Source organism: Chryseobacterium oryctis, assembly GCF_025971925.1.
Taxonomy (GTDB): domain Bacteria; phylum Bacteroidota; class Bacteroidia; order Flavobacteriales; family Weeksellaceae; genus Chryseobacterium; species Chryseobacterium oryctis.
Map to the genome: position 1 here is coordinate 182,464 of NZ_JAPDHV010000004.1, position 25,537 is coordinate 208,000.

The 25,537-nt window shown below is 31.4% G+C and carries 30 protein-coding genes and 1 pseudogene; 13 read left to right on the top strand and 18 right to left on the bottom strand.

All coding sequences use genetic code 11. From position 1 onward, the window contains the following. Nucleotides 1-53: 53 nt before the first annotated feature. From OH806_RS10540 to OH806_RS10590, 11 genes are all read right to left on the bottom strand, one after another. Nucleotides 54-440 (bottom strand): fibronectin type III-like domain-contianing protein, encoded by a 387-nt coding sequence (locus OH806_RS10540; RefSeq protein WP_264743641.1) that lies wholly within the window; start codon nucleotides 438-440, stop codon nucleotides 54-56. Next, nucleotides 415-2,262 carry a glycoside hydrolase family 3 protein gene (locus tag OH806_RS10545; RefSeq protein ID WP_264743642.1) on the bottom strand — a complete coding sequence of 616 codons (1,848 nt, stop codon included), beginning with the start codon at nucleotides 2,260-2,262 and terminating at the stop codon, nucleotides 415-417. The genes OH806_RS10540 and OH806_RS10545 overlap by 26 nt, the downstream gene beginning before the upstream one ends. Nucleotides 2,263-2,428: 166 nt before the next feature. After that, nucleotides 2,429-3,298, bottom strand: a complete 870-nt coding sequence (locus OH806_RS10550) for a hypothetical protein (RefSeq protein ID WP_264743643.1) — start codon at nucleotides 3,296-3,298, stop codon at nucleotides 2,429-2,431. Between the two features lie 51 nt (nucleotides 3,299-3,349). Beyond that, the gene (locus tag OH806_RS10555) at nucleotides 3,350-3,682 is read right to left on the bottom strand and encodes a GNAT family N-acetyltransferase (RefSeq protein ID WP_264743644.1); all 333 of its coding nucleotides are present in this window, start codon (nucleotides 3,680-3,682) and stop codon (nucleotides 3,350-3,352) included. Further along, nucleotides 3,679-4,059, bottom strand: coding sequence for a hypothetical protein (locus tag OH806_RS10560; protein WP_264743645.1), 381 nt, complete (start codon nucleotides 4,057-4,059; stop codon nucleotides 3,679-3,681). Before OH806_RS10560 ends, OH806_RS10555 begins: the two co-directional genes overlap by 4 nt. Nucleotides 4,060-4,133: 74 nt before the next feature. Continuing rightward, a complete protein-coding gene (locus OH806_RS10565; protein WP_264743646.1) occupies nucleotides 4,134-4,688 on the bottom strand; it encodes an SRPBCC family protein in 555 nt (184 codons plus the stop codon). A gap of 99 nt (nucleotides 4,689-4,787) precedes the next feature. Next, on the bottom strand, nucleotides 4,788-5,315 hold the full coding sequence (locus OH806_RS10570) for a hypothetical protein (RefSeq protein ID WP_264743647.1): 528 nt from the start codon (nucleotides 5,313-5,315) through the stop codon (nucleotides 4,788-4,790). Between the two features lie 82 nt (nucleotides 5,316-5,397). Beyond that, on the bottom strand, nucleotides 5,398-5,853 hold the full coding sequence (tsaA, locus tag OH806_RS10575) for a tRNA (N6-threonylcarbamoyladenosine(37)-N6)-methyltransferase TrmO (protein ID WP_264743648.1): 456 nt from the start codon (nucleotides 5,851-5,853) through the stop codon (nucleotides 5,398-5,400). A 220-nt stretch (nucleotides 5,854-6,073) separates the two neighbouring features. Next, nucleotides 6,074-6,799 (bottom strand): WG repeat-containing protein, encoded by a 726-nt coding sequence (locus OH806_RS10580; RefSeq protein ID WP_264743649.1) that lies wholly within the window; start codon nucleotides 6,797-6,799, stop codon nucleotides 6,074-6,076. Beyond that, complete coding sequence (locus OH806_RS10585) at nucleotides 6,768-6,965, bottom strand: GNAT family N-acetyltransferase (RefSeq protein WP_319804126.1); 198 nt, start codon at nucleotides 6,963-6,965, stop codon at nucleotides 6,768-6,770. The genes OH806_RS10580 and OH806_RS10585 overlap by 32 nt, the downstream gene beginning before the upstream one ends. 19 nt (nucleotides 6,966-6,984) lie before the next feature. After that, the gene (locus OH806_RS10590) at nucleotides 6,985-7,998 is read right to left on the bottom strand and encodes a hypothetical protein (protein WP_264743650.1); all 1,014 of its coding nucleotides are present in this window, start codon (nucleotides 7,996-7,998) and stop codon (nucleotides 6,985-6,987) included. A gap of 369 nt (nucleotides 7,999-8,367) precedes the next feature. Here OH806_RS10590 and OH806_RS10595 point away from each other — a divergent pair, with 369 nt between their 5' ends. Then, on the top strand, nucleotides 8,368-8,802 hold the full coding sequence (locus tag OH806_RS10595) for a MarR family winged helix-turn-helix transcriptional regulator (protein WP_264743651.1): 435 nt from the start codon (nucleotides 8,368-8,370) through the stop codon (nucleotides 8,800-8,802). Between the two features lie 143 nt (nucleotides 8,803-8,945). Continuing rightward, the gene (locus tag OH806_RS10600; protein WP_264743652.1) at nucleotides 8,946-9,281 is read left to right on the top strand and encodes a DUF2798 domain-containing protein; all 336 of its coding nucleotides are present in this window, start codon (nucleotides 8,946-8,948) and stop codon (nucleotides 9,279-9,281) included. Nucleotides 9,282-9,532: 251 nt separating this feature from the next. On the opposite strand, the gene OH806_RS10605 is transcribed toward OH806_RS10600, so the two are convergent. The 5 genes from OH806_RS10605 to OH806_RS10625 all read right to left on the bottom strand — a co-directional run bounded on the left by OH806_RS10605 (nucleotide 9,533) and on the right by OH806_RS10625 (nucleotide 12,319). Further along, nucleotides 9,533-10,054, bottom strand: a complete 522-nt coding sequence (locus OH806_RS10605) for a DUF6624 domain-containing protein (protein WP_264743653.1) — start codon at nucleotides 10,052-10,054, stop codon at nucleotides 9,533-9,535. Between the two features lie 294 nt (nucleotides 10,055-10,348). Next, nucleotides 10,349-10,708 carry a hypothetical protein gene (locus tag OH806_RS10610; RefSeq protein ID WP_264743654.1) on the bottom strand — a complete coding sequence of 120 codons (360 nt, stop codon included), beginning with the start codon at nucleotides 10,706-10,708 and terminating at the stop codon, nucleotides 10,349-10,351. A gap of 43 nt (nucleotides 10,709-10,751) precedes the next feature. After that, nucleotides 10,752-10,985 carry a hypothetical protein gene (locus tag OH806_RS10615; protein ID WP_264743655.1) on the bottom strand — a complete coding sequence of 78 codons (234 nt, stop codon included), beginning with the start codon at nucleotides 10,983-10,985 and terminating at the stop codon, nucleotides 10,752-10,754. A 211-nt stretch (nucleotides 10,986-11,196) separates the two neighbouring features. Next, on the bottom strand, nucleotides 11,197-11,649 hold the full coding sequence (locus OH806_RS10620) for a hypothetical protein (protein ID WP_264743656.1): 453 nt from the start codon (nucleotides 11,647-11,649) through the stop codon (nucleotides 11,197-11,199). 205 nt (nucleotides 11,650-11,854) lie between these two features. Next, entirely contained in the window at nucleotides 11,855-12,319 is a 465-nt protein-coding gene (locus tag OH806_RS10625) for a hypothetical protein (protein WP_264743657.1), read from the bottom strand. A gap of 145 nt (nucleotides 12,320-12,464) precedes the next feature. Between OH806_RS10625 and OH806_RS10630 the strand changes: the two genes are divergently transcribed. The 4 genes from OH806_RS10630 (at nucleotide 12,465) to OH806_RS10645 (ending at nucleotide 14,757) form a co-directional block, all read left to right on the top strand. Beyond that, nucleotides 12,465-12,638 (top strand): phage integrase N-terminal SAM-like domain-containing protein, encoded by a 174-nt coding sequence (locus OH806_RS10630; protein ID WP_264743658.1) that lies wholly within the window; start codon nucleotides 12,465-12,467, stop codon nucleotides 12,636-12,638. Next, on the top strand, nucleotides 12,629-13,297 hold the full coding sequence (locus OH806_RS10635) for a tyrosine-type recombinase/integrase (RefSeq protein WP_264743659.1): 669 nt from the start codon (nucleotides 12,629-12,631) through the stop codon (nucleotides 13,295-13,297). Before OH806_RS10630 ends, OH806_RS10635 begins: the two co-directional genes overlap by 10 nt. A gap of 102 nt (nucleotides 13,298-13,399) precedes the next feature. Continuing rightward, entirely contained in the window at nucleotides 13,400-14,098 is a 699-nt protein-coding gene (locus OH806_RS10640) for a CoA transferase subunit A (protein ID WP_264743660.1), read from the top strand. 5 nt (nucleotides 14,099-14,103) lie between these two features. Next, on the top strand, nucleotides 14,104-14,757 hold the full coding sequence (locus OH806_RS10645; protein ID WP_264743661.1) for a CoA transferase subunit B: 654 nt from the start codon (nucleotides 14,104-14,106) through the stop codon (nucleotides 14,755-14,757). A gap of 123 nt (nucleotides 14,758-14,880) precedes the next feature. On the opposite strand, the gene OH806_RS10650 is transcribed toward OH806_RS10645, so the two are convergent. Beyond that, on the bottom strand, nucleotides 14,881-15,561 hold the full coding sequence (locus OH806_RS10650; RefSeq protein WP_264743662.1) for an outer membrane beta-barrel protein: 681 nt from the start codon (nucleotides 15,559-15,561) through the stop codon (nucleotides 14,881-14,883). A 427-nt stretch (nucleotides 15,562-15,988) separates the two neighbouring features. On the opposite strand from OH806_RS10650, the gene OH806_RS10655 reads away from it, so the two are divergent. Beyond that, a complete protein-coding gene (locus tag OH806_RS10655; protein ID WP_264743663.1) occupies nucleotides 15,989-16,417 on the top strand; it encodes a CBS domain-containing protein in 429 nt (142 codons plus the stop codon). Between the two features lie 62 nt (nucleotides 16,418-16,479). Here OH806_RS10655 and OH806_RS10660 read toward each other — a convergent pair whose 3' ends face one another. Continuing rightward, nucleotides 16,480-17,283, bottom strand: coding sequence for a DUF4197 domain-containing protein (locus OH806_RS10660; RefSeq protein ID WP_264743664.1), 804 nt, complete (start codon nucleotides 17,281-17,283; stop codon nucleotides 16,480-16,482). Between the two features lie 103 nt (nucleotides 17,284-17,386). Here OH806_RS10660 and OH806_RS10665 point away from each other — a divergent pair, with 103 nt between their 5' ends. The 6 genes and pseudogenes from OH806_RS10665 to OH806_RS10690 all read left to right on the top strand — a co-directional run bounded on the left by OH806_RS10665 (nucleotide 17,387) and on the right by OH806_RS10690 (nucleotide 25,507). After that, nucleotides 17,387-19,660: a beta-N-acetylhexosaminidase gene (locus OH806_RS10665; RefSeq protein WP_264743665.1), complete on the top strand. Its 2,274-nt coding sequence runs from the start codon at nucleotides 17,387-17,389 to the stop codon at nucleotides 19,658-19,660. 12 nt (nucleotides 19,661-19,672) lie between these two features. Continuing rightward, nucleotides 19,673-20,664: pseudogene (locus OH806_RS10670) on the top strand (isoaspartyl peptidase/L-asparaginase family protein). 9 nt (nucleotides 20,665-20,673) lie between these two features. Continuing rightward, nucleotides 20,674-21,336, top strand: coding sequence for a copper homeostasis protein CutC (locus tag OH806_RS10675; protein WP_264743666.1), 663 nt, complete (start codon nucleotides 20,674-20,676; stop codon nucleotides 21,334-21,336). 189 nt (nucleotides 21,337-21,525) lie between these two features. Beyond that, complete coding sequence (locus OH806_RS10680; RefSeq protein WP_264743667.1) at nucleotides 21,526-21,903, top strand: GxxExxY protein; 378 nt, start codon at nucleotides 21,526-21,528, stop codon at nucleotides 21,901-21,903. Then, nucleotides 21,903-24,389 (top strand): beta-mannosidase, encoded by a 2,487-nt coding sequence (locus tag OH806_RS10685; protein ID WP_264743668.1) that lies wholly within the window; start codon nucleotides 21,903-21,905, stop codon nucleotides 24,387-24,389. Before OH806_RS10680 ends, OH806_RS10685 begins: the two co-directional genes overlap by 1 nt. A gap of 209 nt (nucleotides 24,390-24,598) precedes the next feature. Next, a complete protein-coding gene (locus tag OH806_RS10690) occupies nucleotides 24,599-25,507 on the top strand; it encodes an AEC family transporter (protein ID WP_264743669.1) in 909 nt (302 codons plus the stop codon). Nucleotides 25,508-25,537 lie beyond the last annotated feature (30 nt).

A 25,537-nucleotide genomic window follows, 5' to 3' on the forward strand; every position in this document is an offset into this window, starting at 1 on the left:
AATTTGATTAAAAAAGCGGGAAACCAAAGGTTTCCCGCTTTTTTAATTTTTAATTATTTAGAATTTAGTTTCTGATTTTTTAGCTGAATGTCCAAAGACAAATCAATTGAGGTTGAAGATTTTCCTAATCCTATTTTATATAATCCGGATTTTATATTCCAGCTTTTTGATTTTTCATCATAATTTGCTAATAGTCTTGGTTCAATTGTCAGAGTGATTTCTTTACTTTCTCCAGGGTTTAGTTCTGTTCTTTCAAACCCCAACAAGCGCAATTGTGTTGCTCTTGAAATATTTGTTAAATATAATTGAGGAACATCTGCACCAGCTACTTTCCCTGTATTTGTCACAGTAAATGTTGCGATTATGTTTTTGCCATTTTTTATTTTGAAGTTACTGTATGAAAAAGTAGTATAACTAAGACCATAACCAAAACTGAACATTGGTGTTTGATTTTTTTTTGGCAAACCAACGATAACCAACATCTGAACCTTCATTGTAAACAATAGTTGTCGGTGTTCCCCAAGGTGTTCCTATTTCCGGGATGGTTGGTCTTGGAGTTTGGTTCAAATCTTCAGGAAAGGTAATCGGAAGTCTCCCTGATGGATTGGTTTTACCTGTAAGAATTTCGGCGATAGCCGTTCCTCCTGCTTGTCCTGAAAACCAAGCCTGAACAATTCCTTTCACGTTATTTCTCCATGGCATAGAAGAAGGGTTTCCGGTTTCTAAAACGACAATTGTATTAGGATTGACTGTAGATAATTCTTTAATTAATTCATCTTGTCCCCAAGGTAATGATAAGTCCGGCATATCAAATCCTTCGCCTTCAACACGTACTCCAAACACAATGACGAGGTCAGATCTTTTGGCTAAAATTTTAGATTCAGCAATTGTATAACCAGGATCATAATCTATTGTTGCATTAGGAAGGAGTTTTTTGAGTTCTTCCAAAGGAGAATTGGGTAATAAATACAATGTTCTTCCTCCTCCCATAATTCCGGGACCGCCGATATTTATTTTTGCGGCATATCCGGCTTCAGGCATTACTGATCCGGAACCAGTACCACATGGAATGCCCAATTGTGCAAAACCTCCAATTACAGCTATTTTTAAAGGTTTATCTGTTGCAATAGGAAGAATTTTATCGTTTTTAAGCATTACAATTCCCTGTCGTGCGGCATTTAGTGCTATTTCATTATGCTTTTCCATATCTACAACAGGTTTTTCTTTCCAATAATCTGCTCCTACAGCATATAATGAACGGAGAATTCTTTGAACCATTTCAGATAAACGGGCTTTAGGAAAAATTCCTTTTTTATAGGCATTTTTTAATGAATCTGTAAAAGCTTCAGCTCCCCATTGCATGACATCCAACTGAATTCCTGATTCCTGATCAAGTCCTTTCAAAGCGTAATCCCAACCTGGAACAGCTCCCCAGTCAGACATTACCCAGCCTTTATATCCCCAATCTTTTCTTAAGACTTCATTTAGTAGATAATCATTTCCACTTGCATATTCTCCGTTGATTTTATTATATCCACTCATGATAGAGCCCGGATTAGATTTTTCAATAGCAAGTTGAAAAGAAAGCAAATCAGATTCTCTATGAGCAGCAGGATCTATTACGGCATTTAGCCAATGTCGATTTACTTCATTATTGTTTAATGAATAATGTTTTAGTGTAGAGACAACATTTTGACTTTGTATTCCGTTGACAGCAGATGCTCCAAAAAGCGCTGTAGCATAAGGATCCTCAGAATAATATTCATAATTTCTTCCATTTCTAGGGTCTCGGATTAAATTAATTCCACCAGCCAAAAGAACATTGAAACCTCTTGACTTAGCTTCTTTAGCAATGGCAATGCCTGATTGATAGGCTAAATCCTGATTGAAACTTGCTCCCAACAAAATAGAGGATGGCATAGCTGTGGCACCTTTGTCATCGGGTCTATATCCCGGATTGGTAACACCCATACTTGCGTCTGTACTTTGAATATTAGGAATGCCTAATCTTGGAATTCCCGGTGTATATCCTGCACTCATTGAAATGTCATCTGGAATTCGGCTGTCTTTCGGAATACCCAAACTAGGCACATATCCTACAAGGCTTGTAATCAGAGAAAATCGTTCATCATCTGTCATTTTTTGTTCCGTTTCTTTTGCTCGTTGGTCAGGCGATTTTTGCTGAGCGTGGATGGCAAGATTGTGTAATAAAAAAATACAAATTACAATATACCCTTGTTTCAGTATTTGATGATTTTTCATGGGGTTGTTTTTTTTGAATTTACTTTTAAATAGAGTAAAAAATTATCTTAATAAAGTAAAATTACGAAAAAAATAATGTTGTTTTGTTAGTTTGTGATTGAATTAATATAAGGTGTTTATGTTAAAATTGATTGCTAGAAATTTGTAAACTTAGGATTACTAATAATTATTTTTTTAATTCATAAATTCCCTTATCTGAATTCCAAAAAAGTTTGTTTTGATTTTCATTCCACAAGTTCATCCACCATTTAGAATTTTTTGCCTCATCGAATTTTTCGTCACCAAATAATATTCCAAGATACAAAAATGCATATGTGTCTGGACTACAATAGTTTGCTGGAGAACTCTTTTCTTTTGGCATCTCATCCAGATTGTAAATGTTTTTTAGACATTTTTTTGTTAAAATTTCTTTTTCGGGGTTATGTTGTAATGAAATTATTAATGCCTTTACTGCTGATAAGCCACTTATCTCTGGCATTTTTGAATTTGTAAATTCGTTTGGTTTCAACTCTTCAACGGGCTTACCGGTAAGATAGTCTAACCATTTATTCTTTAGAACTTCTAGTTCGTTTTCAGTCGAGTTAATTGTCACATATCCAAAATTCTTTTTTGTTAAACTTTGTAATAATTGGTTTGCTCTACCAGCAACGGTAAACAAGTCATTGTCAAACACTAAACCTTTTCCTTCAAATATTATATCTCCATTAGAAATTCTGTCCCAAATTATTAAACGACTGGTTCCTTTTAGTTTTGTTTCAGTTTTATTTGTTATTTGTTTTGCCAAAGACCTTAGATAATCTGTATCTTTAGAATGATGGTTAACAGAAGCGTTTAAAGTCAAGAATACTTCACTCCAGTACTTATCTATTAAGTTTTTATTTAATAGTTGTGATGGAGATAAATTTTGTGCTTTGTCATACATTTCTTTTGTATAGTTTTCAATATTCTGTTGACTCCATGATGTTAGCCGTTTTTGAGAATTTACACAATTGAAATTTAGTAAGAGTAAGATAATTGTTAATAATACTGTTTTCATGAGTTTTTAAGTTTCTAATAATTGAATTAATTTGATTGAAGAAAGGATTTGTTATTCTTCAAGTTTGTATACAAATTCTTTAATTTCCGCATTTCTTGCATTTGCAAATCCTTTTCCCCAATGTTGCTGATCGATCCAATATGACACGTGAGTTTCTTCCATTACGTTGAAGTGAATGACACTTCCAACAATTTTATCATTATATAGTATTGTTTGCATATTTATATCCGGATTTTCAACAAGTTTTGTCCATTTTTCCATATAAAATTGCTTATCACTTGGATTTTTTGCTGTGAAAGCTGCCATCCAAATACCTTCTTTATTGGTTTGAAAAATAAATAATGTATCTAAATCTTGCAGGGTTGTTTTTCTCAGTTTAATCATTGTTTTATTCTGTTCTTTAAATGTTTTACAGTCAATATTGCTATTGTCAAAAAGGGTAGTGTAGAAGCTAATGTTTTAAAATTAGTTGTCAGAATGCTGATGAAAAACATAAATCCTAACAATAAACTCAAACAGGCAAGTCCTATATAAATTAAAATTTTATTGGGTATTTTTTGAAACAGTGTAAAAAGAAGTAAAAGCTGTCCGAAAAGAGGTAATAATATGAACGGATGAATTATTTTTTTCGGGTCATCAATCAACTGTCTGAATATTGAATATTCTGCCTCTGCTAAAAAAGATTTGTTGTTTCCTCCCCATTCCAAATATCCGAATAATGAGGTAATGATAAGCAAAAAGATTAAAATCTTTATTTTCATATTTAATATTTTGTTTTCATTTTTTAATTCTGCATCAAAGTCAACTGACTGTTGTTGGAGATTAGGCTTTTTGATTAATTAATAGATTCTTCAAGTATTGATTTTAAATTGTTTAATGTTTTTTGCTGAGCTTTTTTAATAAATTGTCGTCCTATTAAATATGAAGGTAAATTGATGGGGTATTTTGCAAAGGCAGAAAATGTACAGGTATAAAGTGTTTTATTTGTTTCAGTTTCAAGAAAGTTGTTTTGTAGCTTACAGATACCGGGCATTGGTTTTATCAGGCGTAGTTCAATATCAATATTATTATCATCCATACTTTTAATTTCCTGCTCACCTTTTCCTGTATTTTTGTTTTTGTCTTCATTATTGCTTTCCCATTTAAGAATAGCTCCAACAGTTCCGTCTGTACCGCTTATTTCTGGCTTTAGGGTATCATCTGATTTCAACCATTCACTGTACTTCAATTGGTTTTGTAATATACTTACATATTCAAAAACATCTTTTTGGGGTCTGTTTATAGTTTGGGAAACCGTGACTGAATAGTGTTTGGGTATAAATAATGCTAAAATTAGTAAAGTAACAACTATGCAAACTAAAATTATCAATATTGTTATAATTATATCCATTTTTATATTTTTCAATAGAACTAAATTACAAAAAAATAGAATCTAAGCACATGTTTGTTATATAGGTTAATTTTTTTTAGACATTTTGACAATACATTACTAATTAAGACTTTTTTCTTTTTTATAAAGATTGGTTTTTTCGAGCCCAGAATTATTTATTCGCACTGTAGGAGAATCAAGTTTCCAGTTGGGAAGATTGTTAAATAGGATATTTCCCAATTTTTGAATTCCGGGAGTTTGTTTATCATTAAACTCATAATGTTTAGTTTCTGTGATGATTTCTAAACCACTATGCTTTTCTCGATGTAAAACAGGTAAACTGAAGGAATTAATTTCTATTATTTCAGTCCATTTTATGAATTCAGACGTATTATCTTTTGTTATAGTAAAACCATCTTTTTTATATTCAAAAATACCATCAAAATTTTCTAAGATGTCAGTTTCTTTCTCGATCGACTCATAAGTTTCTTTGTCACTTGGATAACGAATTTTGGCAACTGAAAAAATAATGATTACAAAGCAAGAAAAAATGATTAAAAATGAGGTTCCTTTATTATCAAAAACAGGGTAGTTATATAAAGTCCCGATTAGAACTAAAGAACTTAAGATTAAGATTTTCTTTTCCACAATATTTGTAAATTGTTCCAGTAAATTGTTTGAGTATTCTTGAAAAAGATAGCAGTTTAGTTGTAAATTTTAACTAAATAGTTTACCAATAATTCTTCATTAAATCTTCTACCCAATCTGGTTGAGTTATATTATTCTTAACTTGAAATTCTTTAAATACAGGTTTTATGTCAAGAATTGGTGTTCCATCAATTGCATCAAGATATTTTACTGTAATTTTTCTTTCTTCCCATTTTAATAGTTCGACGGTAGTTAAGCCGATTTGGTTGGGTCTGTCTTTTTTTCTTTGCCCGAAAATACCAACATTCGGGTAATTTTTATTTCCTCGTGGATGTCCGGAGAAAACGATGTTATTAGATTTAACCTGATCAAAATAAAAGATTATTTCTAAATGTGAGAAATCTGATATATTGTTAAAAGCTTCTGTCGGAATATTATCTGCTAATTCTATGTCGGAAATTATTTGATACCAATTATCATCAATTGGTTCTTTTCTTGAATTTTTTACAAATCCTATTGGTTCTAATTCTATTTTCATATACTTGTCTGTGTAATTATGGCTAACGAAAAAAAACATTGTAAAACTATTATAGACTTGATTGGAGCAAAACTTCAAGCCCAACCGATTCTACCAATATTTTTCAATAAAACTAAATTAATAAAAAATAGAAAATGGGACACTATATCATTCAGATATATACCTATAGTTTCATATTTTTGAGATTATATTTTTTCAATACAATTTCACAAAACATTTTTTAAGGGTTTTTCCAGCCTATTTCCTTTTGTATTTGTTCAAAAGTATAATCTCCGAATTTTAGAATTTCTCCTTTTTTATTAATGTATCCGTGTTTTTTACATACAATAGAGTAATGTTCGCAATCGCCATGATTTTTTTGGAGTGTTTCCCATGGTATTTTTTCACATTTTTCGGCAATCATTGCTTTTCCGTTATGAAATGAACTTGCCATCTCAAATTGTGGTTGGATTACAATATTTCCTTTTTTATCCCCAAAACCAATTTTATCTTTCGAATCAACAATTCTGATTCTATTTTCGATAATATCGTCTGGGCTTGGTGTTCCGATTTCAGTATTGTAAACCTTAAAAAGTTTTTTTTCATTAATGTCAATTGCAGTCCAGCCTTCTTCGCCCTGAATAGAAAAAATTGAAAAATATCCTAAAGTTTCAGGCTGATAGTTTAAGCTATATGAACTATCTAATTTTTTGATTACATTTCTATTTCGGTCGGCAATATATGATATTCTATAATTATCATTTAGATATATTATTTGAAATTTTTTTTGTGAATTACAAGATAAAACTATAAAGAATAGTAAAATAAGTTTTATTAATTTCATCATATTTTTTTTAATGTTTTTTGATGTATTCTTCAAAGAAGGAGAGGTTTTTAAGCCATATTTTGCCGATATAATGTTAGGCGATGTATTTTTATTTTCTTTTGTCAGTTGATAAAATTGCATATCCATAATTGTCGGCCCAGCCTGATTTTAACGGTAACAATTTTCTTGTATGAGCTTCTCTAAACATTCCAACTTTTTCTAAAACATTTATTGAACCAATATTATTGATGGCACAACCTGCTTCAATTCGATGAAGATTTAGATTTTCAAATCCGAAATTAATTATTTTTTAGACTTTCAGCTTTCTATTCCCACGTCTTTGTTTTTAACTGTTCAGCAATAGTTTTTATGTCGTCTGGAACTTTATCTAATTCATTCTCAAGATTAAAATATCGTACTCTAAAAATTCCACCTGGACTTGTCTTTTTAAAGTCTGTGTCCGTGAAATTTGATAGTAAAAAAAATCTGTGGTCAGTCTCAACTCCCCAACCTTTGTCATCAGATTCTTTTATCGCATTTATTAGTTTCTGTTCTTGCTCTTTTGTAACTGGATATTTTGAGTTTTTAATTATTAAACCTATTTTCTCATTCCAATCTGCTTCAATAATATTCTCAACAAGTCCGATGTGTCTAACTGACTTCCATTTGTAAATACCTAAATACTTAAAATCACTATATCCGCGTGAAGCCAAGTCAAAGTAGAATTGATGCTTTACATTTAAATCATATGATTGTCCACAAGCCATAGCTCTTAACACGTTATTGTTTCTTGACATAAGTCCCATACCCAAACAATAACTCTCAAAATGTTCATTAAGTCTTTGTAAGTAATGCTCATATTGATAGTTGTTTGCAAGTTCCTTTAATTGGTCAACTAAGTCTTGGTATGTTATTGAATGAAAGTTTACTTTTCCAAGGTTTTTATTATCGTTAAGAATTGTCTTAATTTTTTCTATTTCACTCTCTGGATATCTTGTTGAACTAAGATGTATCAGTAATTTATATTCACTTGGGTCAAAACTTTGTGCATACTTCACGAGTTTATTTATCCATTCTAGTCCGTGCAGTTTTGTTTCAATGATAATTTTTGATGCTTTGATTTGAATATGTCCATCTATTATTCCGTTTCCACGATTTCCGATTTGCTGTCTAAAAATGGGAATCACTTCGTATTGGTCAGAATCTTCTGTTAAGCCCTTTATATATTCTTCGTAATATTTTGGATTTATTTCATACAAATTTGAAAGCATCAATAATACATTATTTGTTACCGTATTCTCGCCTTGTGAGTAATGTTGAAATTGGTTTAATACTGCCATTTTATTCTTTGTTTGTTACGTATGGTTAAGCTGACCGCTAACGACCCACGTATTGGCGATAGTGGCGGATTAGAAAGCCTAAACTTGTAATCGTGCACTAACCTAAGCAACAGCCTTTTATTATTTTCTAAATTTATGAAAAAAGGAAATATAAAAGGCTGTTGCGAAAAAAAAGGAGAAACTTTCAATTTCTCCCTTAAACCGCCATTTCGCAAATACGATGTTAGCTGTAGCTATAATTTCGATTTTATAAGATACTAAAAAGTAATTTATAAAGTATACAATCTTGTGTTACGTTAATTAATTTTGCTATTTTTTTAAGAAGAAAAAATGGTTATATTTTCAACCGTTATTTTTATAACATTTTTTATGGATAAGAAAATAGCAATAGCGCTTAATAGCGTTGATTTAATTAAATATGCTTTATTTAAAGAATATTATTTACCAAAAGAGTTTGATATTAATTTAACTCAAGAAAGAATATTGATGAAGGTTAAAAATTCTATCAATATGTCTATGGTAGCTATTTCTCGCTCCATTGGTTTGGAAAAAGGTCCTTTTTCAAAAACCATAGATAGATTAGAAGAACTTGATTTGGTTAAAAGAAATCGGTCTTCTGACGATAAAAGATTAGTTTATTTATCTCTCACACCAAGAGGAGAAAAATTGGCTAACGAAATTGAAACTAAGATGGAAACCCACTTTTCTGAAATCATAGGTAGATTATCTGAGGACGAACAGAATGATTTTTTTAAAGCATTATCTATTCTCAACAACACAGCAAACATTTTAATAAATAAATAATAATGAATAGAATGCCTACAACTTTAAAGGAACATTTAATATTTACGTTCCTAATGGTTTTTTTTATGTGTTTCGTAATGATCAATTATAATGTAATATTGCACAATGGATTTTCTGTAGATAGTATAAAAAAAGCATTGTTAATGTTTCCTTTAACATTTGTTGTTGCTTTTATATGCGAATGGTTTATTGTTGGAAGAGTCGCAATGATGTTAGTTCCTAAATTTTTAAAGGAGAAGGATCCGATATTTAAGAAAATTCTTATAACGGCTTTATTTTTTGTGACAGGTATGGCAACTTTAATGTCGTTATATGGAGCTCTAATTACAGATGGTTATACATCAAATTTATTCTCTACTTGGATAAAAAATATATCTTTAAATTTTCCAATGGCTTATTTTCTTCAAGTCGCAATTGCAGGGCCTTTTATACGATTTATTTTTAATAAAGTATGTTCAGTAAAAGTAGAAAGTAAATAATATTAGGTACATAAGAAAATTTATTGCGGAACATTTCACTTATAGTTGCAGTTAATGAAAAAAGGCTTTGCGAAGTGCGGGCTAAAAGGGAACTTTAGTTCAATTTTAGACCAATTGTAGCCAATATTTTTTCAATGGAACTAAGTTAATTAAAAATGTGGAATTGGAAAATATTGGCGGCTAAAAATGTAGAGTAGTTCAACTTAGAGTTTAACCCCGCATTTTGCCAATACAATGTTATGTGTAGTATTTTAATTCGGATTGAACTGAATATTGAAATTCTTTAAATAATCCTCTATTGGTTCCATTCCCATTTCTTTTCTTCTTTCGTTCACAGTTTCAGGATTTTCTAATTTATACAATTTACCATTCTCTATTTGTGAACCATATATTTGGGGTTTTCCTTCGTCCATTAAAATCCTATCTTTCATCAATGCGTATTGTTGTTTAGATAAGTCTCCATTTTCAACCGCTTTCTCTATTTGTGGAAAATACTTTTTTTTGATTTTTTTAGTACTATGTTGCAGTCCCAACCAGATTACATCCATTTGTTTTTGACCCACCTCCTTTAATGTTGGCATACCACACTTTTCAATTATGCTAATCACTAATTCTTGATTTCTATGATCTTCTTTAGCGTATTTGATGGGTTCATTTGATTTTCTAATCCTTTGGTCACTTTCTAAAACTTCGCTCAAGATTTGAAGTTTTTTACTGCAATCGACTTCAATAATATCTACTGAACCTACATAAACAAATTTATCCCTATTCATATAAAGGAATATTGATACTATTAAAACAAGAGCGGTTAATATGCTAAATAATATTTTTTTTATTTTCATTACTATTTTTGGTTAATATTACACATAACGAGCCGCGGCTTGGCGAAGTGTGGGCTTAATTTGAACGAAAGTTCAAGTTCAGACCAATTGTAGCCGATATTTTTTCCATGAAACGAACTTACAAAAATCAGTGGAATGGAAAAATAACGGCGGCTGAAAAAGTAGAGTAGTTCAACTTTATACTTCCTCCCGCATTTTGCCAATACAATGTTATCTGCAGTTTTTCTATTTAATAAATGGAAATTTTTTTTCAAGATTTTTGTACTCGGTCATAACCTGATATTTATTTTCATATATTTTCATATCCTTTGTAAATATTAAATCTGTCACACCCTTTTCAGTAATCATATTTTTACTTGTTATTTGATAAAAATATTCAACTTCATACATACATAAATTTAAACTATCTTTTTTGACTAATATTTGTTCATAATGTTTTATTTGTTTTTTAATAAAGTCAATAGAATCCCTCAGAACATTAGATTTTGCTTCATTTTCTTTTACAGACTTATATTCTGACTTATTTACGTAGTCTTCATGCATTTGCGAACCAAATTCATCAGTTCCATATTTTAATTCGTTCAAATCTTTCGGCGATTTTGATTGTGATAATAAATGGTTTTTATATCTATATAATTGACATATATATATATATATACAATTCATCTTTATCAGACAATGTGTCAATTTTTAATATTCTCAATGAGTCTAAGGATTTAAAATCTGCATCTTTTTTGAACTCTTCGCTAAAATAAATTTTTGCAGTTTTTAGAAATTCTTTTCTTTGTAATTTTTGTTCGTCTTTACATCCAAATAAAATTGGTAAAATAAACACTAAAATTAGCTTGTAAATATTTTTCATGGATGCAGTCTTTAAAAAATTGCAGATAACGGAAAAAGTATTGGCGAAGTGCGGGCTTTCGAAGAACTAAATGTTCAAGAACGACCAAACATAGCCAATATTTTTTCAATGGAACTAAATTAAACAAAAATGTGGAATTGAAAAATAATGGCGGATTAAAAAGTGTAATTTTTCAACTTATTACAAAACCCCGCATTTTGTCAATACAATGTTAGCTGATGGCGTTACTGTAAAGATTATAAATTATTTTAAATTTTTCGACGAAGTTAATATCATAACTATTATTTTGAGATTCTAACCATTTAGTTTTTAGATAAATATCATCTATTAATTCAGTTTTTTTTGATATTCCATTGTCTAAAAACTCCAAATATTGAATAAGAATTTCTGAATTTCTTTGTTCGGATAGAAGAAAAGATTTTGCAAAAATAATTCCTGTATCATAATTAGAAGATTTGTTGTCCTTTATTTCTAAAATTCCATCAACTAAAATAGTTCTTTGTAAATCACTCCATTCATCTAATTGATTATTTAAATTTTCCCAATCCTCATATTTTAGTTTTTGAAGAGGGTAAATTAAATCATTTATTAATCCAAGTTCAAGATATTCTTGCTCCTGTTCAAGAGATTCTATAATTTTTTTTATTTTCTGAATTTTTTGCATAATGCTGGTAAACGCTTTCAGCTAACGAAAAAGTATTTGCGAAGTGCGGGCTGAATTTAACTGCAAGTTCAATTCAGACTGAGCGAAGCAAAATGCTTTTTCAGATTGTTAAATTACAAATAAAATCAAGATGAAAAGCATTTTTGCGGATAAATGATTGATGCTTTTCAACTTTGGTTTAAATCCGCATTTTGCAAATACACTGTTATCTGCTGTTCTTTTTTAGTTTTATTGTAGGTTTAAATTCAATTTCTTCACAAGCATAACATCCTTCTTTTCTGAAAGATTTATAATCGTCAAATTCTGTTTTATAATTTTCGTAACCTGCTTTTGAAACTTTAAACTCTGCAAAACACCATGCAATTGGTAAATCAAAAGGTGTATGAAACCAATCAATACGAGATTTTTGGTCAAGAAAAAAGTAGCCGTTTTTGTCAGTCAATACTGTTTGAAACTCATATTCAGAACTTTCTTCATAACCCCATTTTTCGTTCTTCCAATTTTTTTCCTCAATTCTTGAAACATACGCATCTTTAATTGGAATTCCATTTTCATCAATAACTTTTCCTGAAATTTTCGGTAAATAAATTACTTTTTGTGGACGAATAAAAAGTAGAAGAATCAAAATTCCTAAAATTGTGAAAATTACTTTTATGACACGATTTTTCATAGAATAGCAGATAACGTCTAAATATACGCATTGCGCTAATATCAAATATACATTATTGCGTCTATTTTTCTTAGTAATACGTAAAGTTGTTGTAAATCAGTGGATTATTTTTTATATATTTGGATAAACGCATAAATGATTTAGAATGGATAATAAATATTTAGAAAAGTTTATTGATATACTTTTACTTCAAAGATATTCTGATAAAAGTATAAGAACTTATAAGTTCCATATAAGTTTTTTTCTAAAAGTCTCGGTTAAATATTCTCCTGAAGAAATTACACAAAAACAACTTGAAGATTTTATTTTTTGGTTGTAGATAAAAAGAAAGTTGGGCAATCTTATCAAAAAGCAATGATTGCTTCTCTTACAAAGTTTTATAAAGAAGTTTTTCAAAGAAATATTAATCTTAAACATCTTTACCCTACAAGAAAAGAATATAAATTACCAAGATTCCTGACAAAACAAGAGGTTAAAAAACTATTAGAATCCATAGAAAATTTAAAACATAAGGCGATTCTTACGACAATTTATTCATGTGGGTTGCGTCTAAGTGAAGTACTGGAGCTGAAGTTGTCAGATATTAAAACGGAAGGAAAGATAATATTGATAAGACAATCTAAAGGAAATAAAGATAGAGTTGTTGCATTATCTCCAAGACTACTTGATTTATTAAGAGATTATTATATCATGTATCAACCTCAAAATTATTTATTTGAAGGTAAATTTAATGAAAAATATTCTGAAAGAAGTGTTCAACAGGTTCTTAAAGACTCTTTGATAAAAGCTAATATTACTTCTCCGGCCACTGTTCATACATTAAGACATTCATATGCAACACATCTATTAGAAAATGGAACGGATATAAGAATTATTAAAGAACTTTTAGGACATAACAATATCAAAACAACTGAAATATATACCCATATAACTGATATTAGCAAGAGTAATATCAAAAGTCCACTGGATTTTTTGTAAAAATCAATTGAAATTAAAGATAAATGCCATGAAAGAATCTCATAAATCTGGCTTATATGAGAAATTTTATTAATTTTAAACCAACAGAAAATCTAATATTTCATGATAGATAAAAGAGTAAAAAATGCAAAGGAAGCCATTGAAGGTATTAAAGATGGTATGACTTTGATGCTTGGTGGGTTTGGACTTTGCGGGATTCCTGAAAACTCAATTAATGCTTTGGTAGAAAGCGATGTAAAAGATTTAACATGTATTTCGAATAATGCGGGAGTTGATGATTTCGGATTGGGATTATTGCTTCATAAAAGACAAATCAAAAAAATGATTTCTTCTTATGTAGGAGAAAATGCCGAGTTTGAAAGACAAATGCTTTCCGGAGAATTAGAGGTTGAATTGACTCCACAAGGTACTTTGGCTGAAAAATGTAGAGCTGCACAAGCGGGTATTCCTGCTTTTTACACACCTGCAGGTTTCGGAACTGAGGTCGCGGAAGGTAAGGAAGTTAAAAATTTTGAAGGAAAACCTCATATTTTAGAACATGCTTATAAAGCAGATTTTTCAATAGTTAAGGCTTGGAAAGGGGATCATGCGGGAAATCTTATTTTTAAAGGTTCGGCAAGAAATTTCAACCATCCAATGGCAGGAGCTGCAAAAATCACCATTGCTGAGGTGGAAGAATTGGTAGAACCAGGAGAATTAGATCCCAATCAGATTCATATTCCTGGGATTATGATTCAGAGAATTTTCCAAGGGGAGAAATTTGAAAAGAGAATTGAACAAAGAACAACCAGAAAAAAATAAGCAGAATGTTAAGTAAAGAAGATATTGCAAGACGTATTTCCAAAGAGGTAAAAGACGGATATTACGTAAATTTAGGAATCGGAATTCCTACTCTGGTTGCCAATTATGTTCCTGAAAACCTTTCTGTAGAGTTTCAGAGTGAGAACGGAGTTCTTGGGATGGGACCTTTTCCTTACGAAGGTGAAGAAGATGCAGATATTATTAACGCAGGAAAACAAACGATTACGATTTTACCGGGAGGTTCATTCTTTGATTCTGCTTTTAGTTTCGGAATGATAAGAAGCAAAAAAGTTGATTTAACGATTCTTGGAGCAATGGAAGTTTCCGAAAACGGAGATATTGCCAACTGGAAAATCCCCGGGAAAATGGTGAAAGGTATGGGAGGAGCGATGGATTTGGTAGCTTCTGCCGAAAATATTATCGTTGCCATGATGCACGTAAATAAAGCGGGAGAAAGTAAAATCCTGAAAAAATGTACACTTCCTTTAACCGGAGTAAACTGCGTGAAAAGAGTGGTGACAGAATTAGCCGTTTTGGATGTTACTCCTCAAGGTTTTAAATTGGTTGAAAGAGCACCCGGAGTTTCTGTTGAGCATATTATAAAATCTACGGAAGCAGAGCTTATCATTGAAGGAGATATTCCTGAAATGCAGTTTTAGCGTTTAAACAAAATAAATAAAATGCCGTTTCAGAGATTGAAACGGCATTTTTTCTACAAAAAAATCATTTTATATCAGTTAAACTATGATAAAATGAGATATGAATATAATAATAGAGTGCTTTTAGAATAAGAATTTAAACCCGAAAGATAATGTTGAAATAGCATTTCCGTTAGGTCCAAATATCGCCTTGTTGTAATCTGGAGCTACTGTAGCAATGTGAGCTAGAGAGAAATCTGTTGTTTTGATATCTTTTACTGTTCCTGGGTAGTTTTTAATAGTAGTAAATGATAAATTAGCCAGATTGTAAGAGAATTCTACAGTAAAGTGTTTAGTAAGAACATAATCAAAACCTCCTGATAAAGCCAACCCAAACTGATTTACTTTAATATCGCTATCCGGAACAGCTTGTCCGGCTGCTGTTACTTTAGTTTTTCCTGAAATAATTGGAACAGCCAATTGTCCGAAGAAGAACAGACCACCATGTATATTCCAATATTTTCTAGCCAATGGTTCTACAACTAATAAATTGGTTTTTAAAGTAACATCTTCTGCAAATTGGTTTGTAGACTTTACTCCAACGTTACCTACAGCAACTCCAACAGCTGTAGAAGGAGCTACGAAATAACCAACAATAGGTAAAATAGTAGTACTTGTTGATTTGCCGGATTCTGAACCGTCATTTGTACTTTGATAACCAACCTGCGCAGATGCAAACCAAGTTCCTTTTAAACCTTCATTTTTTTCCTGAGCATTTGTCAGCCCCATTATAACTAGAAAACTAGCTAATAATAATTTTTTCATGTCCATATATTTAGTTTGTTAACACTTTCAAATGTAGCTGTGTTTGAGGTGTTTAGGGCTATGTATTTAGGTGACATTTGTCATTTTGACATTTATCATTTTTGGAAAAAATCATATATTTTATTTTTAAATTTACAGTAAATTGGGGTGTGTTTTTGTTTGTATTTAAAATAAATATAATATGTGTTGAATTGTATTTGTTTATAAAGTCATGTCTTTTTTCAAGAAAATTTTGTAAGTAATAAATACATATTTTAGAATTAAATTTTCAATTGAATTTAGTTGTTTTTTCATAAAAAAGAAAGCTAATATATGTCATAGCTAAACTTCCGTAAAACTATAATTTGTTCACTAACTTTGAGTAGAACAAAGGGAATGGAAGATTTTAGTCAGTGAAAATTTTTAAAACAATTAAATCAAAAATATTATGAAACAAAGAGTTCCTGTATCACAGATTATGACTAAAGATTTAATAACTCTTAATCTTTCACAATCGTTGTATGACGCTGAAAAATTATTTAAAAATAATAATATCAGACATATACCTGTGGTTGAAAATAATAAGTTGTTAGGAGTTTTAAGCTATTCGGATTTATTGAAAATCAGTTATGCAGATGTAGATGAATCGGGTGATGCTGAAGATGTTCCCGTTTCTGCAGTAGTATATGATATGTTCAGTATTTCGCAGGTGATGACCAAAGCTCCAATCACTGTAGAGCCTGACACTACAATTAAAGAAGTTGCGGAGATTCTATCACAACAAAGTTTTCATTCCATTCCTATCGTTGAAAACGGAGAATTGAAAGGAATTGTAACGACAACAGATATTTTAAAATATTTATTACAGCAATATTAAAAAAAGCCTCTTAAATCTATGGATTTGAGAGGCTTTTTAAGTTAATTGGTTATTTTTAAATGTTATTTATTATCCTGCGCTCCGAAAACTTTCTGTAAAATACTTGTGGTTCTCATCGCTGGAGTATTTCTGATTCCGCTTTCTTTGTCTGCAACCATTTTAAATACGCCGTTTATGGTTTCTGTAGTTACATATTCGTTAAGGTCTGTAGTTACAGATTGTCCCGTTAACATATTGTATTTTGAAATCAGATTTTTCCATACAGAATCTGCACCAACTTTTCCTAAAGAAGCTTTTATTTTTGGCTGGAATGCCGTAAATAATTGACTTTGAGTTTTACTTTGTAAATAGTCGGTTGCTGCATTATTGCTTCCTAATAAAATATTTTTAGCATCTGTAATCGTCATAGAAGTAATGGCATTCGTGAAAATAGGAGCGGCTTCTGTTACTGCATCTTCGGCAGCTCTGTTGAGTAATTTTACACCTTGGTCTGCTAAACTTCCTAAACCTACAGAACGAAGAGTTGTATCGATTTTTCTAAGTTTTTCAGGCATCAATATTTTTACAGCTTCATTTTTTAAAAATCCGTCTGTAACACCCAATTTTTTTACACCTTCACTTACACCAAGGCTCAAAGCCTCTTTTAATCCTGATGAAATCTGTGTTGAGGTTAAATTACCAAGATTTACAGCAGAGCTATTGGTTGTTGTAGATGTAGAAGTTGTTGTAGAGTTTTTTGTTTTTACAGAATTATCAAGGTCGATACCTGTTTTGTCTTTTACGGTAGATTTTATGATATCTAAAATTTGCGCTTGTGTAGAAACCGAAAATAGTAATCCGGCAGCTAATAGAAATGTTTTTCTCATTATTTATTTTTACAAATTTAGATGTTTTATTTTTTTAAAGGTTAAAATGACTTTAGAAATTTTCAGAAAATGGCTATATTAGCTAAAACCATAATCACTTCTAATGATACGTATTCTGTTAATACTCTTTTTATTGTCTTTCAGTAAATTTTTTTCTCAAAATAGGTTAAATTTGATTCCTTATCCGCAAAAAGTTGAATTTTTAGAAGGGGAATTTTTGATACCAGAGGAATTTAACCTTGATGAAAACTTACCAAAAGAAGAAACAGAGTATTTAAAAAAACGTTTAGAGGGAGTAGTTAAGTTTAGTTATGGTAAGAAAGATGAAGGGGTTCATTTAGTATACTCTTTATATCCTCCGGTTTTATCGCATTTACCAAAGAATGATGAACAACAAAAAGAAAGATATTCAATTTATATTTCTCCAAAGCGAATAGTTATAAATTCTTATACAAAGCAGGGCTATTTTCTAGCAATTCAAACCTTTATTCAGCTTATAGAGCAATATAAAGAAATTGGGAAAATTCCTGCTTTAAAAATTAAAGACCAACCCAAATTCGCTTGGCGTGGAATGCATCTCGATGTTTGCCGTCATTTTTTTACAGTTGAGGAGGTAAAACAATATATTGATTATTTGGCGATGTATAAGTTGAATACTTTTCATTGGCATTTGACGGACGACCAAGGTTGGAGAATTGAAATTAAAAAATATCCCAAACTCACTCAAATTGGTTCTAGACGTAAAGAATCAATGATTGGAGCTTATGTTGACAATACTTTTGACGGAAAACCTTACGGTCCTTATTTTTATACTCAGGAACAGATAAAAGAAGTTGTAGATTATGCAAAAGAATGTCATATTACGGTTGTTCCTGAAATTGAAATGCCGGGTCATGCGTTAGCTGCTCTTTCTGCTTATCCCGAATTGGCATGTACAAAAGGACCTTTTGAACCGGCTACAAAATGGGGTGTTTTTGATGATGTTTTTTGCCCGAAAGAAGAGACTTTCACATTCTTGCAAAATGTTTTGGATGAAATGATAGCCCTTTTTCCGTCTGAATATATTCATATTGGAGGTGATGAATGTCCTAAAACAAGATGGAAAGAATGTGCCCATTGTCAGGATTTAATCAAGAAAAATAATTTAAAAGATGAACATGGTTTACAGAGTTATTTCATTCAAAGAATTGAAAAATTTGTCAATAAAAAAGGGAGGAAAATTATTGGCTGGGACGAAATTTTAGAAGGTGGATTAGCTCCAAATGCTGCAGTAATGAGCTGGACTGGCGTGAATGGAGGTATTGAAGCTGCGAAATCAAATCATTTTGCGGTAATGACGCCCGGATCATATTGTTATTTTGACCATTATCAAGGAGATCCAGCAACAGAACCCAATGCTTTCGGTGGTTTTACTCCGTTGGATAAGGTTTATTCTTATAACCCGATTCCGAGTGAACTGACTCTAGAACAATCAAAATATATTTTAGGAGTTCAGGCAAATTTATGGACGGAATATATTCTGGACTTTAAGCGTGTTCAATATATGATTTTTCCAAGATTATTGGCTCTTTCGGAAGTGGGTTGGGGTACTGCCGATTCTAAAAACTATAAAGAATTTGAAGGAAGAGTAATCGAACAATTTAAAACTTTGGATAAAATGAATATAAACTATTCCAGAAGTATTTATAATATTTCGGGAATAGTTATTTCAAAAGATAATAGTATCGGTTATGAGCTTTCAACTTCTCAAAATCCTTCAGGGATTCGGTATACATTAGACGGAAGTGAACCAACAATCAGCTCTCCTACATATCAAAATCCTATTTCAATTTCTAAATCATTAACTTTAAAGTCGGCTTATTTCGAGCAAGGTAAATTAAAAAGTGCTATTTCTTCACAAGACTTTATTACTTCAAAAACAACAGGGAAAAGTATTAAATTAGAAGAACAACCTAATGAAAATTACTCTTTTGGAGGTGCTTTTACTTTAGTTGACGGAATTATTGGAAATCAAAGGCAATTAGGAAAAACTTGGTTGGGTTTTCAAGGAAAAGATGTAGTTGCAACAATTGATTTAGAGCAGAAAACTCAGTTCTCGGAAGTGTATTTCAATACTTTGGAAAATAAAGGAAGCTGGATTCATTTGGCAAAATCGGCTCAGATTTTTGTTTCTGATGATAATCAAAATTTTAAAATGATTAAAGAAATAGGCAAAGAAGAAATTCAAAAGGCTAAAGGAAAAATCAGACTTAATGTTGGAAATCAAACTTCAAAATATATTAAAGTTAAAATAGAAAATGCGGGAATAATTCCTGCAGGAAATCCTGGTGCAGATTCCAAAGCATGGCTTTTTGTGGATGAAATCGGGGTAAACTAAATTGTATAAATAATGAATTCACGTAGAAAATTTCTTAAAAATACAGCATTAGCATCTTCAGCATTATTGTTGAATCCGTTGGATTTGATTGCTAAAGATTTTCCTGAAAATAATAAAGCTGTTAACAAGCCAATTGTCCTTTCCACTTGGAATTTTGGTTTAAAAGCTAATAATGAAGCATGGAAGGTTCTTGGAAATGGAGGTAGAGCCTTAGATGCGGTAGAAAAAGGTGTACGTTTGGTGGAACTTGACCCCAATGAAAGAAGTGTTGGCTTTGGCGGTAGACCGGACAGAGACGGAAGGGTAACGTTGGATGCTTGTATTATGGACGAAAACTTTAATATTGGCTCTGTTGCTTGTCTTGAAAATATTAAAAATCCGATTTCTGTTGCAAGAGCTGTGATGGAAAAAACACAACACGTAATGTTGGTTGGGGAAGGAGCATTTCAGTTTGCCGTTTCACAAGATTTTAAAAAGAAAATCTTTTAACTCCCGAATCCGAAAAAGAATGGAAAGAGTGGCTGAAAGATAGCAAATATCAACCTATTGTAAATGTTGAAAATCACGATACTATCGGGATGATAGCTTTAGATTCTCAAGGTAATCTTTCTGGAGCTTGTACAACGAGTGGAATGGCTTTCAAAATGCATGGAAGAGTAGGAGATTCACCCATTATAGGAGCCGGATTATTTGTTGATAATGAAGTAGGAGCTGCGACGGCAACAGGTCATGGGGAAGAAGTTATCAGAACTGTAGGTACTCATTTGGTTGTAGAGCTGATGAGACAAGGCAGGACTCCTCAACAGGCGTGCAAAGAAGCTGTAGAGAGAATTGTACAGATTGCAAAAAGAAGAAACAAAAACCTAAAAGATATTCAGGTAGGTTTTATTGCGTTAAATAAGAAAGGGGAGTATGGATCGTACTGTATTCAGGACGGATTCAATTTTGCCGTGTATGACCAAAAAGGAAATCGTTTAGAAAAACCTGATTTTGCTTTGAAATAATTTAAAAAAATGTCAAAAATAGAAATAGCATGTTTCAATCCGCAATCGGCAATGATTGCATTTGAAAACGGAGCAGATAGAATAGAATTTTGTGATGGATTAAGCGAAGGCGGAACGACCCCCGATTTTGAAACCACAAAACAACTTCGGGAAAATATTAATATTCCGATTTTCGTGATGATTCGTCCTAGAGGTGGAGACTTTACTTATTCTGATACAGAATTTGAACAAATGAAGTCAGATTTAATTCGATTAAAATCTTTAAATATAGATGGTTTCGTTTTCGGAGTTTTAAGCGAAAATAATGAGATTAATGTTGAGCAAAATAAAGAATTAATTCAGTTGGCAAATCCGCTTCCTTGCACTTTTCATCGTGCATTTGATAGAGCTAAAGATTTGGAGAATTCATTAGATAAAGTAATTGATTGTGGTTTTAAAACGATTCTTACCTCTGGACAAAAACCTAATGTTTCAGAAGGAAAAGAAAACTTAAAAAAGCTGGTGGAATTATCAAACGGAAGAATAGAAATTCTTGTTGGCGGAGGTTTGCGTTCTACCAATATTGCAGAAATCAGAGAGTTTACAAAAGCTCAATATTTCCATTCTTCGGCTATAACAGATGGAGGAGCTTTTGCGAATCCAGATGAGGTTATTGCTTTGAAAAACAAATAATTTAAACGCAAAGTTTTTAATAATAAAACTTATTATTTTAAGGAGCAAAGAATTGCGACAAAGTCGCTGATGAAGGTGTTTGGTTGAAACTTTCGCTTAGTAGAATCAATCTATTGATTCATCTTTGCCCCTTAAATAAAATGTGAAAAAATATAAACCTTTGCGATAAAAAATAAAAAACAAACACAAATGAAGGAAAATGAATTATCTTATAAAATTATAGGAGCAGCTTTAGAGGTACACAGAAATTTAGGAGCCGGTTTGTTAGAGAATGCTTATGAAACAGCTCTGGCGTACGAATTAAAAGAATTGGGATTAAAAGTTAATCAACAGGTTTCGTTACCTCTTAAATACAAAGAAGAAATAATTGAAAAGGCATATAAACTTGATTTAATTGTAGAAGATAAGGTAATTGTTGAAATCAAATCAGTAGTTGAAATTCACCCAATATTCTATTCTCAGTTATTAACTTATCTGAAGTTGACCAATCTGAAATTAGGACTTCTCATTAATTTTAACACGCCACTTATTAAAGACGGAATTCATCGAATTGTAAATAAATTATAATGAACAAAACCCTACTTTTTGCTTTCCTTTTCATTCAAACTTTTGTTAATGCTCAATTTTCTGAGAGAAATTTATCGTTAGAAAATTGGAGTTTTAAGAATTCAAAAGAAAAAAAATGGCTGACTGCCACAGTCCCGGGAACGGTTCATTTGGATTTAATGAATCATCAAATTATTCCTGACCCTTTCAAAGATGAAAATGAAAAAAAGGTTCAATGGGTAGAAAATGAAGATTGGGATTATCAAACCATTTTTAACCTTTCCGAAAAAGAGCTTAAAAATCAAAATATAGATTTGGTTTTTGACGGACTAGATACATTTTCCGAAATTTATTTAAATGGAAAACTCTTGAAAAAGACAGATAATATGTTCAGAAAATGGGAAATTCCTGTTAAAACATATTTGAAAAATGGAGAAAATATTTTACAGGTTAAGTTTAAATCTGCTGTCAATGTTGGAAAAGATTTAGCTGAAAAAGTACCTTTTACAATGCCGGAATCGCCGAGAAGTTTTGTGAGAAAGGCTCAATATCAATTTGGGTGGGATTGGGGACCAAGATTAGTGACTTCGGGAATTTGGAAAGAGGTAAAACTGGAATTTTGGAATAATGCCAAATTTGAAAATATAAAAATTGAACAGAAACTTTTGACCAAGCAAAAAGCAGATTTGCAGATTTATGCTGAAGTTAATGCATTTGTACAAGGAAAATATAGAATATTGGTTAATAATAAGGAAAATGTTGTTCAGTTAGACAAAGGTAAAAATACTATTAAACTTCCTTTTGTTATTAAAACCCCTAAACTTTGGCAACCTAATGGTTTGGGTGAACAGAATCTATATGACATTACAATATCTTTAGAAAAAGATTCAAAGAAAATAGCTGAAAAAACAGAAAAAATAGGTCTTAGAACCATTGAGTTGGTTCAGGAAAAAGATGAAAAAGGAAAATCGTTCTATTTTAAAGTCAATGGAAACCCGATGTATGCAAAAGGTGTCAATTGGATTCCTTCCGATAGTTTTTTACCAAGAATAAGTAAAGAAAAGTATCAAAAATTAATCAGAGACTGCAAAGAAGCGAATATGAATATGATTCGTATTTGGGGTGGCGGAATTTACGAAGGTGATGAGTTTTACAAGGCTTGTGATGAAAACGGAATTTTGGTTTGGCAGGATTTTATGTTTGCAGGAAGTTTTTATCCAGCTGATGAGAATTTTCAACAAAATGTTGAGTTGGAAGTAAAAGATCAAATAAATAGACTTCAAAATCATCCTTCTTTAGCTTTATGGTGCGGAAACAACGAAATTGATGAAGCAATTGTGAATTGGGGGTATCAAAAGCAATTCAAGTATTCAAAAGAAGATTCTTTACAGGTTGGGAAAGATTACAAGAAAATCTTTCATGAAGTAATTCCAAATGCTGTAAAAAAATATGCAACAAGCGATAAACTGATTTATTGGCCAAGTTCTCCATCAATCGGTTGGGGACATAAAGAAAGTTTAACGGAAGGAGATTCTCATTATTGGGGAGTTTGGTGGGGAGAACAGCCTTTTGAAATTTACAATGAAAAAGTACCCAGATTTGCTTCGGAATACGGTTTTCAGGGAATGCCAACTTTGGAGACTACAAAATCTATGTTTTCAGGAAATCAGGACATAGATTTACAAAATCCAGTGATAAAAGCCCATCAAAAACATGGAAGAGGTTGGGAAATCATTAATGAATACATGAAGAGAGATTATATTGTTCCGACAGATCTTGTGAAATACAATTATGTTTCTCAATTACTTCAATCTCGAGGTATGAAAATAGCCATTGAAGCGCATCGTCGAGCAAAACCTTATAATATGGGGACTTTGTATTGGCAACTGAACGATTGTTGGCCTGTCGTTTCTTGGTCTTCTATTGATTATTTAGGAAATTGGAAGGCTTTACATTATCAGATTAAAAGAAGTTTTGAACCGATTGTAATTGCACCTTATCTACAAGAAGGTTTATTATCTACTTCTGTAATCAATGATGAGTTTAAAGATTATCAATCGGTTAGATTAAGTACACAAATTTATACATTGAATGGAGGTTTGCTACAAGAATTTGATGAAACTGACCAAGATTTAAAAGAAAATTCTGTTCTCAATTACCATCCGTTACAAGTAAAAGACCTTGTAAAACAAGAAAAATGGAATGAAGTTTTTTTAAACTTTACATTGAAGGATAATCAAGGAAAAACACTTGCCAATACCATTTGTTTTCTATCCAAACCAAAAGATTTAAAATTATCTAAACCCAATATTCAAATCAGGAAAATTTCGCCTACCGAAATTGAAGTTTCTACAGATGTTTTGGCAAAAGATGTGTATTTGATGGGTGATACTCATTTCAGTGATAATTTCTTTGATTTATTACCGAAAATGCCAAAAAGAGTCACCCATTCAAAACCTTTAGAGAAAGTTGAGGTAATGAGTTTGTTTGATACGATGAATGAATAAAATAAAATCACATATACAATTTGTCATTCTAAATGAAGCAAAGCGGAATGAAGAATCTTCTCTTAAACATTCTAATGAATCAGAAATATGAAGCGTTGTCAATCTGAGTGGAGTCGAGGGCTTTTTATTGAAGAAGATTTCAAAAAACAAATCATTTAGTATTCATTCTGAAAATTCAACCGTAAATTTGTAGTATATCTTTTAAAACTATGGTAAATTTTGTTCTGATTGCGGTGTGTATTATTGCGGGAATGGTTTTCAAAGCAACAAAATCTATCCATCCGGATGCGCATAAAGGCATCAATACCTGGATTCTTTATTTAGCTTTACCAGCAGTTTCTTTTAAGTATCTGCCAAAAGTAAAATGGACAACGGAAATGCTTTTCCCGATTTTGGCGACTTTTTTGATTGCTGTTTTTTCCTTTTTGTTCATGATGTTTTACAGTAAGAGCAAGAATTATTCAAGACGTTCCAGAAGTACATTAGAATTGGTAAGCGGTTATAGCAATACTTCATTCATCGGTTTTCCTTTGATTTCAGCTTTTTATGGGGAAAGTCTTTTGAGTATAGCCATAATTTGTGACCAAACCATGTTTTTTGCCCTTTCAACATTAGGGATTATTGCAGCAGTAAAAGGCGGAAGCAAATCCGGAAAAGTAAGTGCAAAATTTATTTTGAAAAGATTAATAAGTTTCCCTCCGTTAATCGGGTGCGTTTCTGCATTGATATTATCTCAGTTTGTAGACCTTTCTTTCGGTGAACCATTATTTGATAAATTAGCAGCGACAGTAAGTCCTTTGGCTTTATTTTCAGTCGGTTTACAACTGAAATTTAATGGTTGGAAAAAATTAATTCCGCAAATGTCTGCTTCAATGCTGTTTAAACTGATTTTAGCCCCGGCAATTGTCTTAGTGTTTGCTTTATTGTTGGGAATTAAAGGAGATGTTGCCAAAATAACCATTTTTGAAGCTGCAATGCCGACTTTGGTTACAGCAAGTATTATTGCCGAACAATTCAGATTAAATACTAAGCTTACTAATCTAATTATCGGATTCAGTATAATTGTAGGATTTTTTACTTCTGCGATTTGGTACAAAATTCTTGAACTGATTTTTTAATTATATCAAAAAAATCTTCTTGGTTTTGCG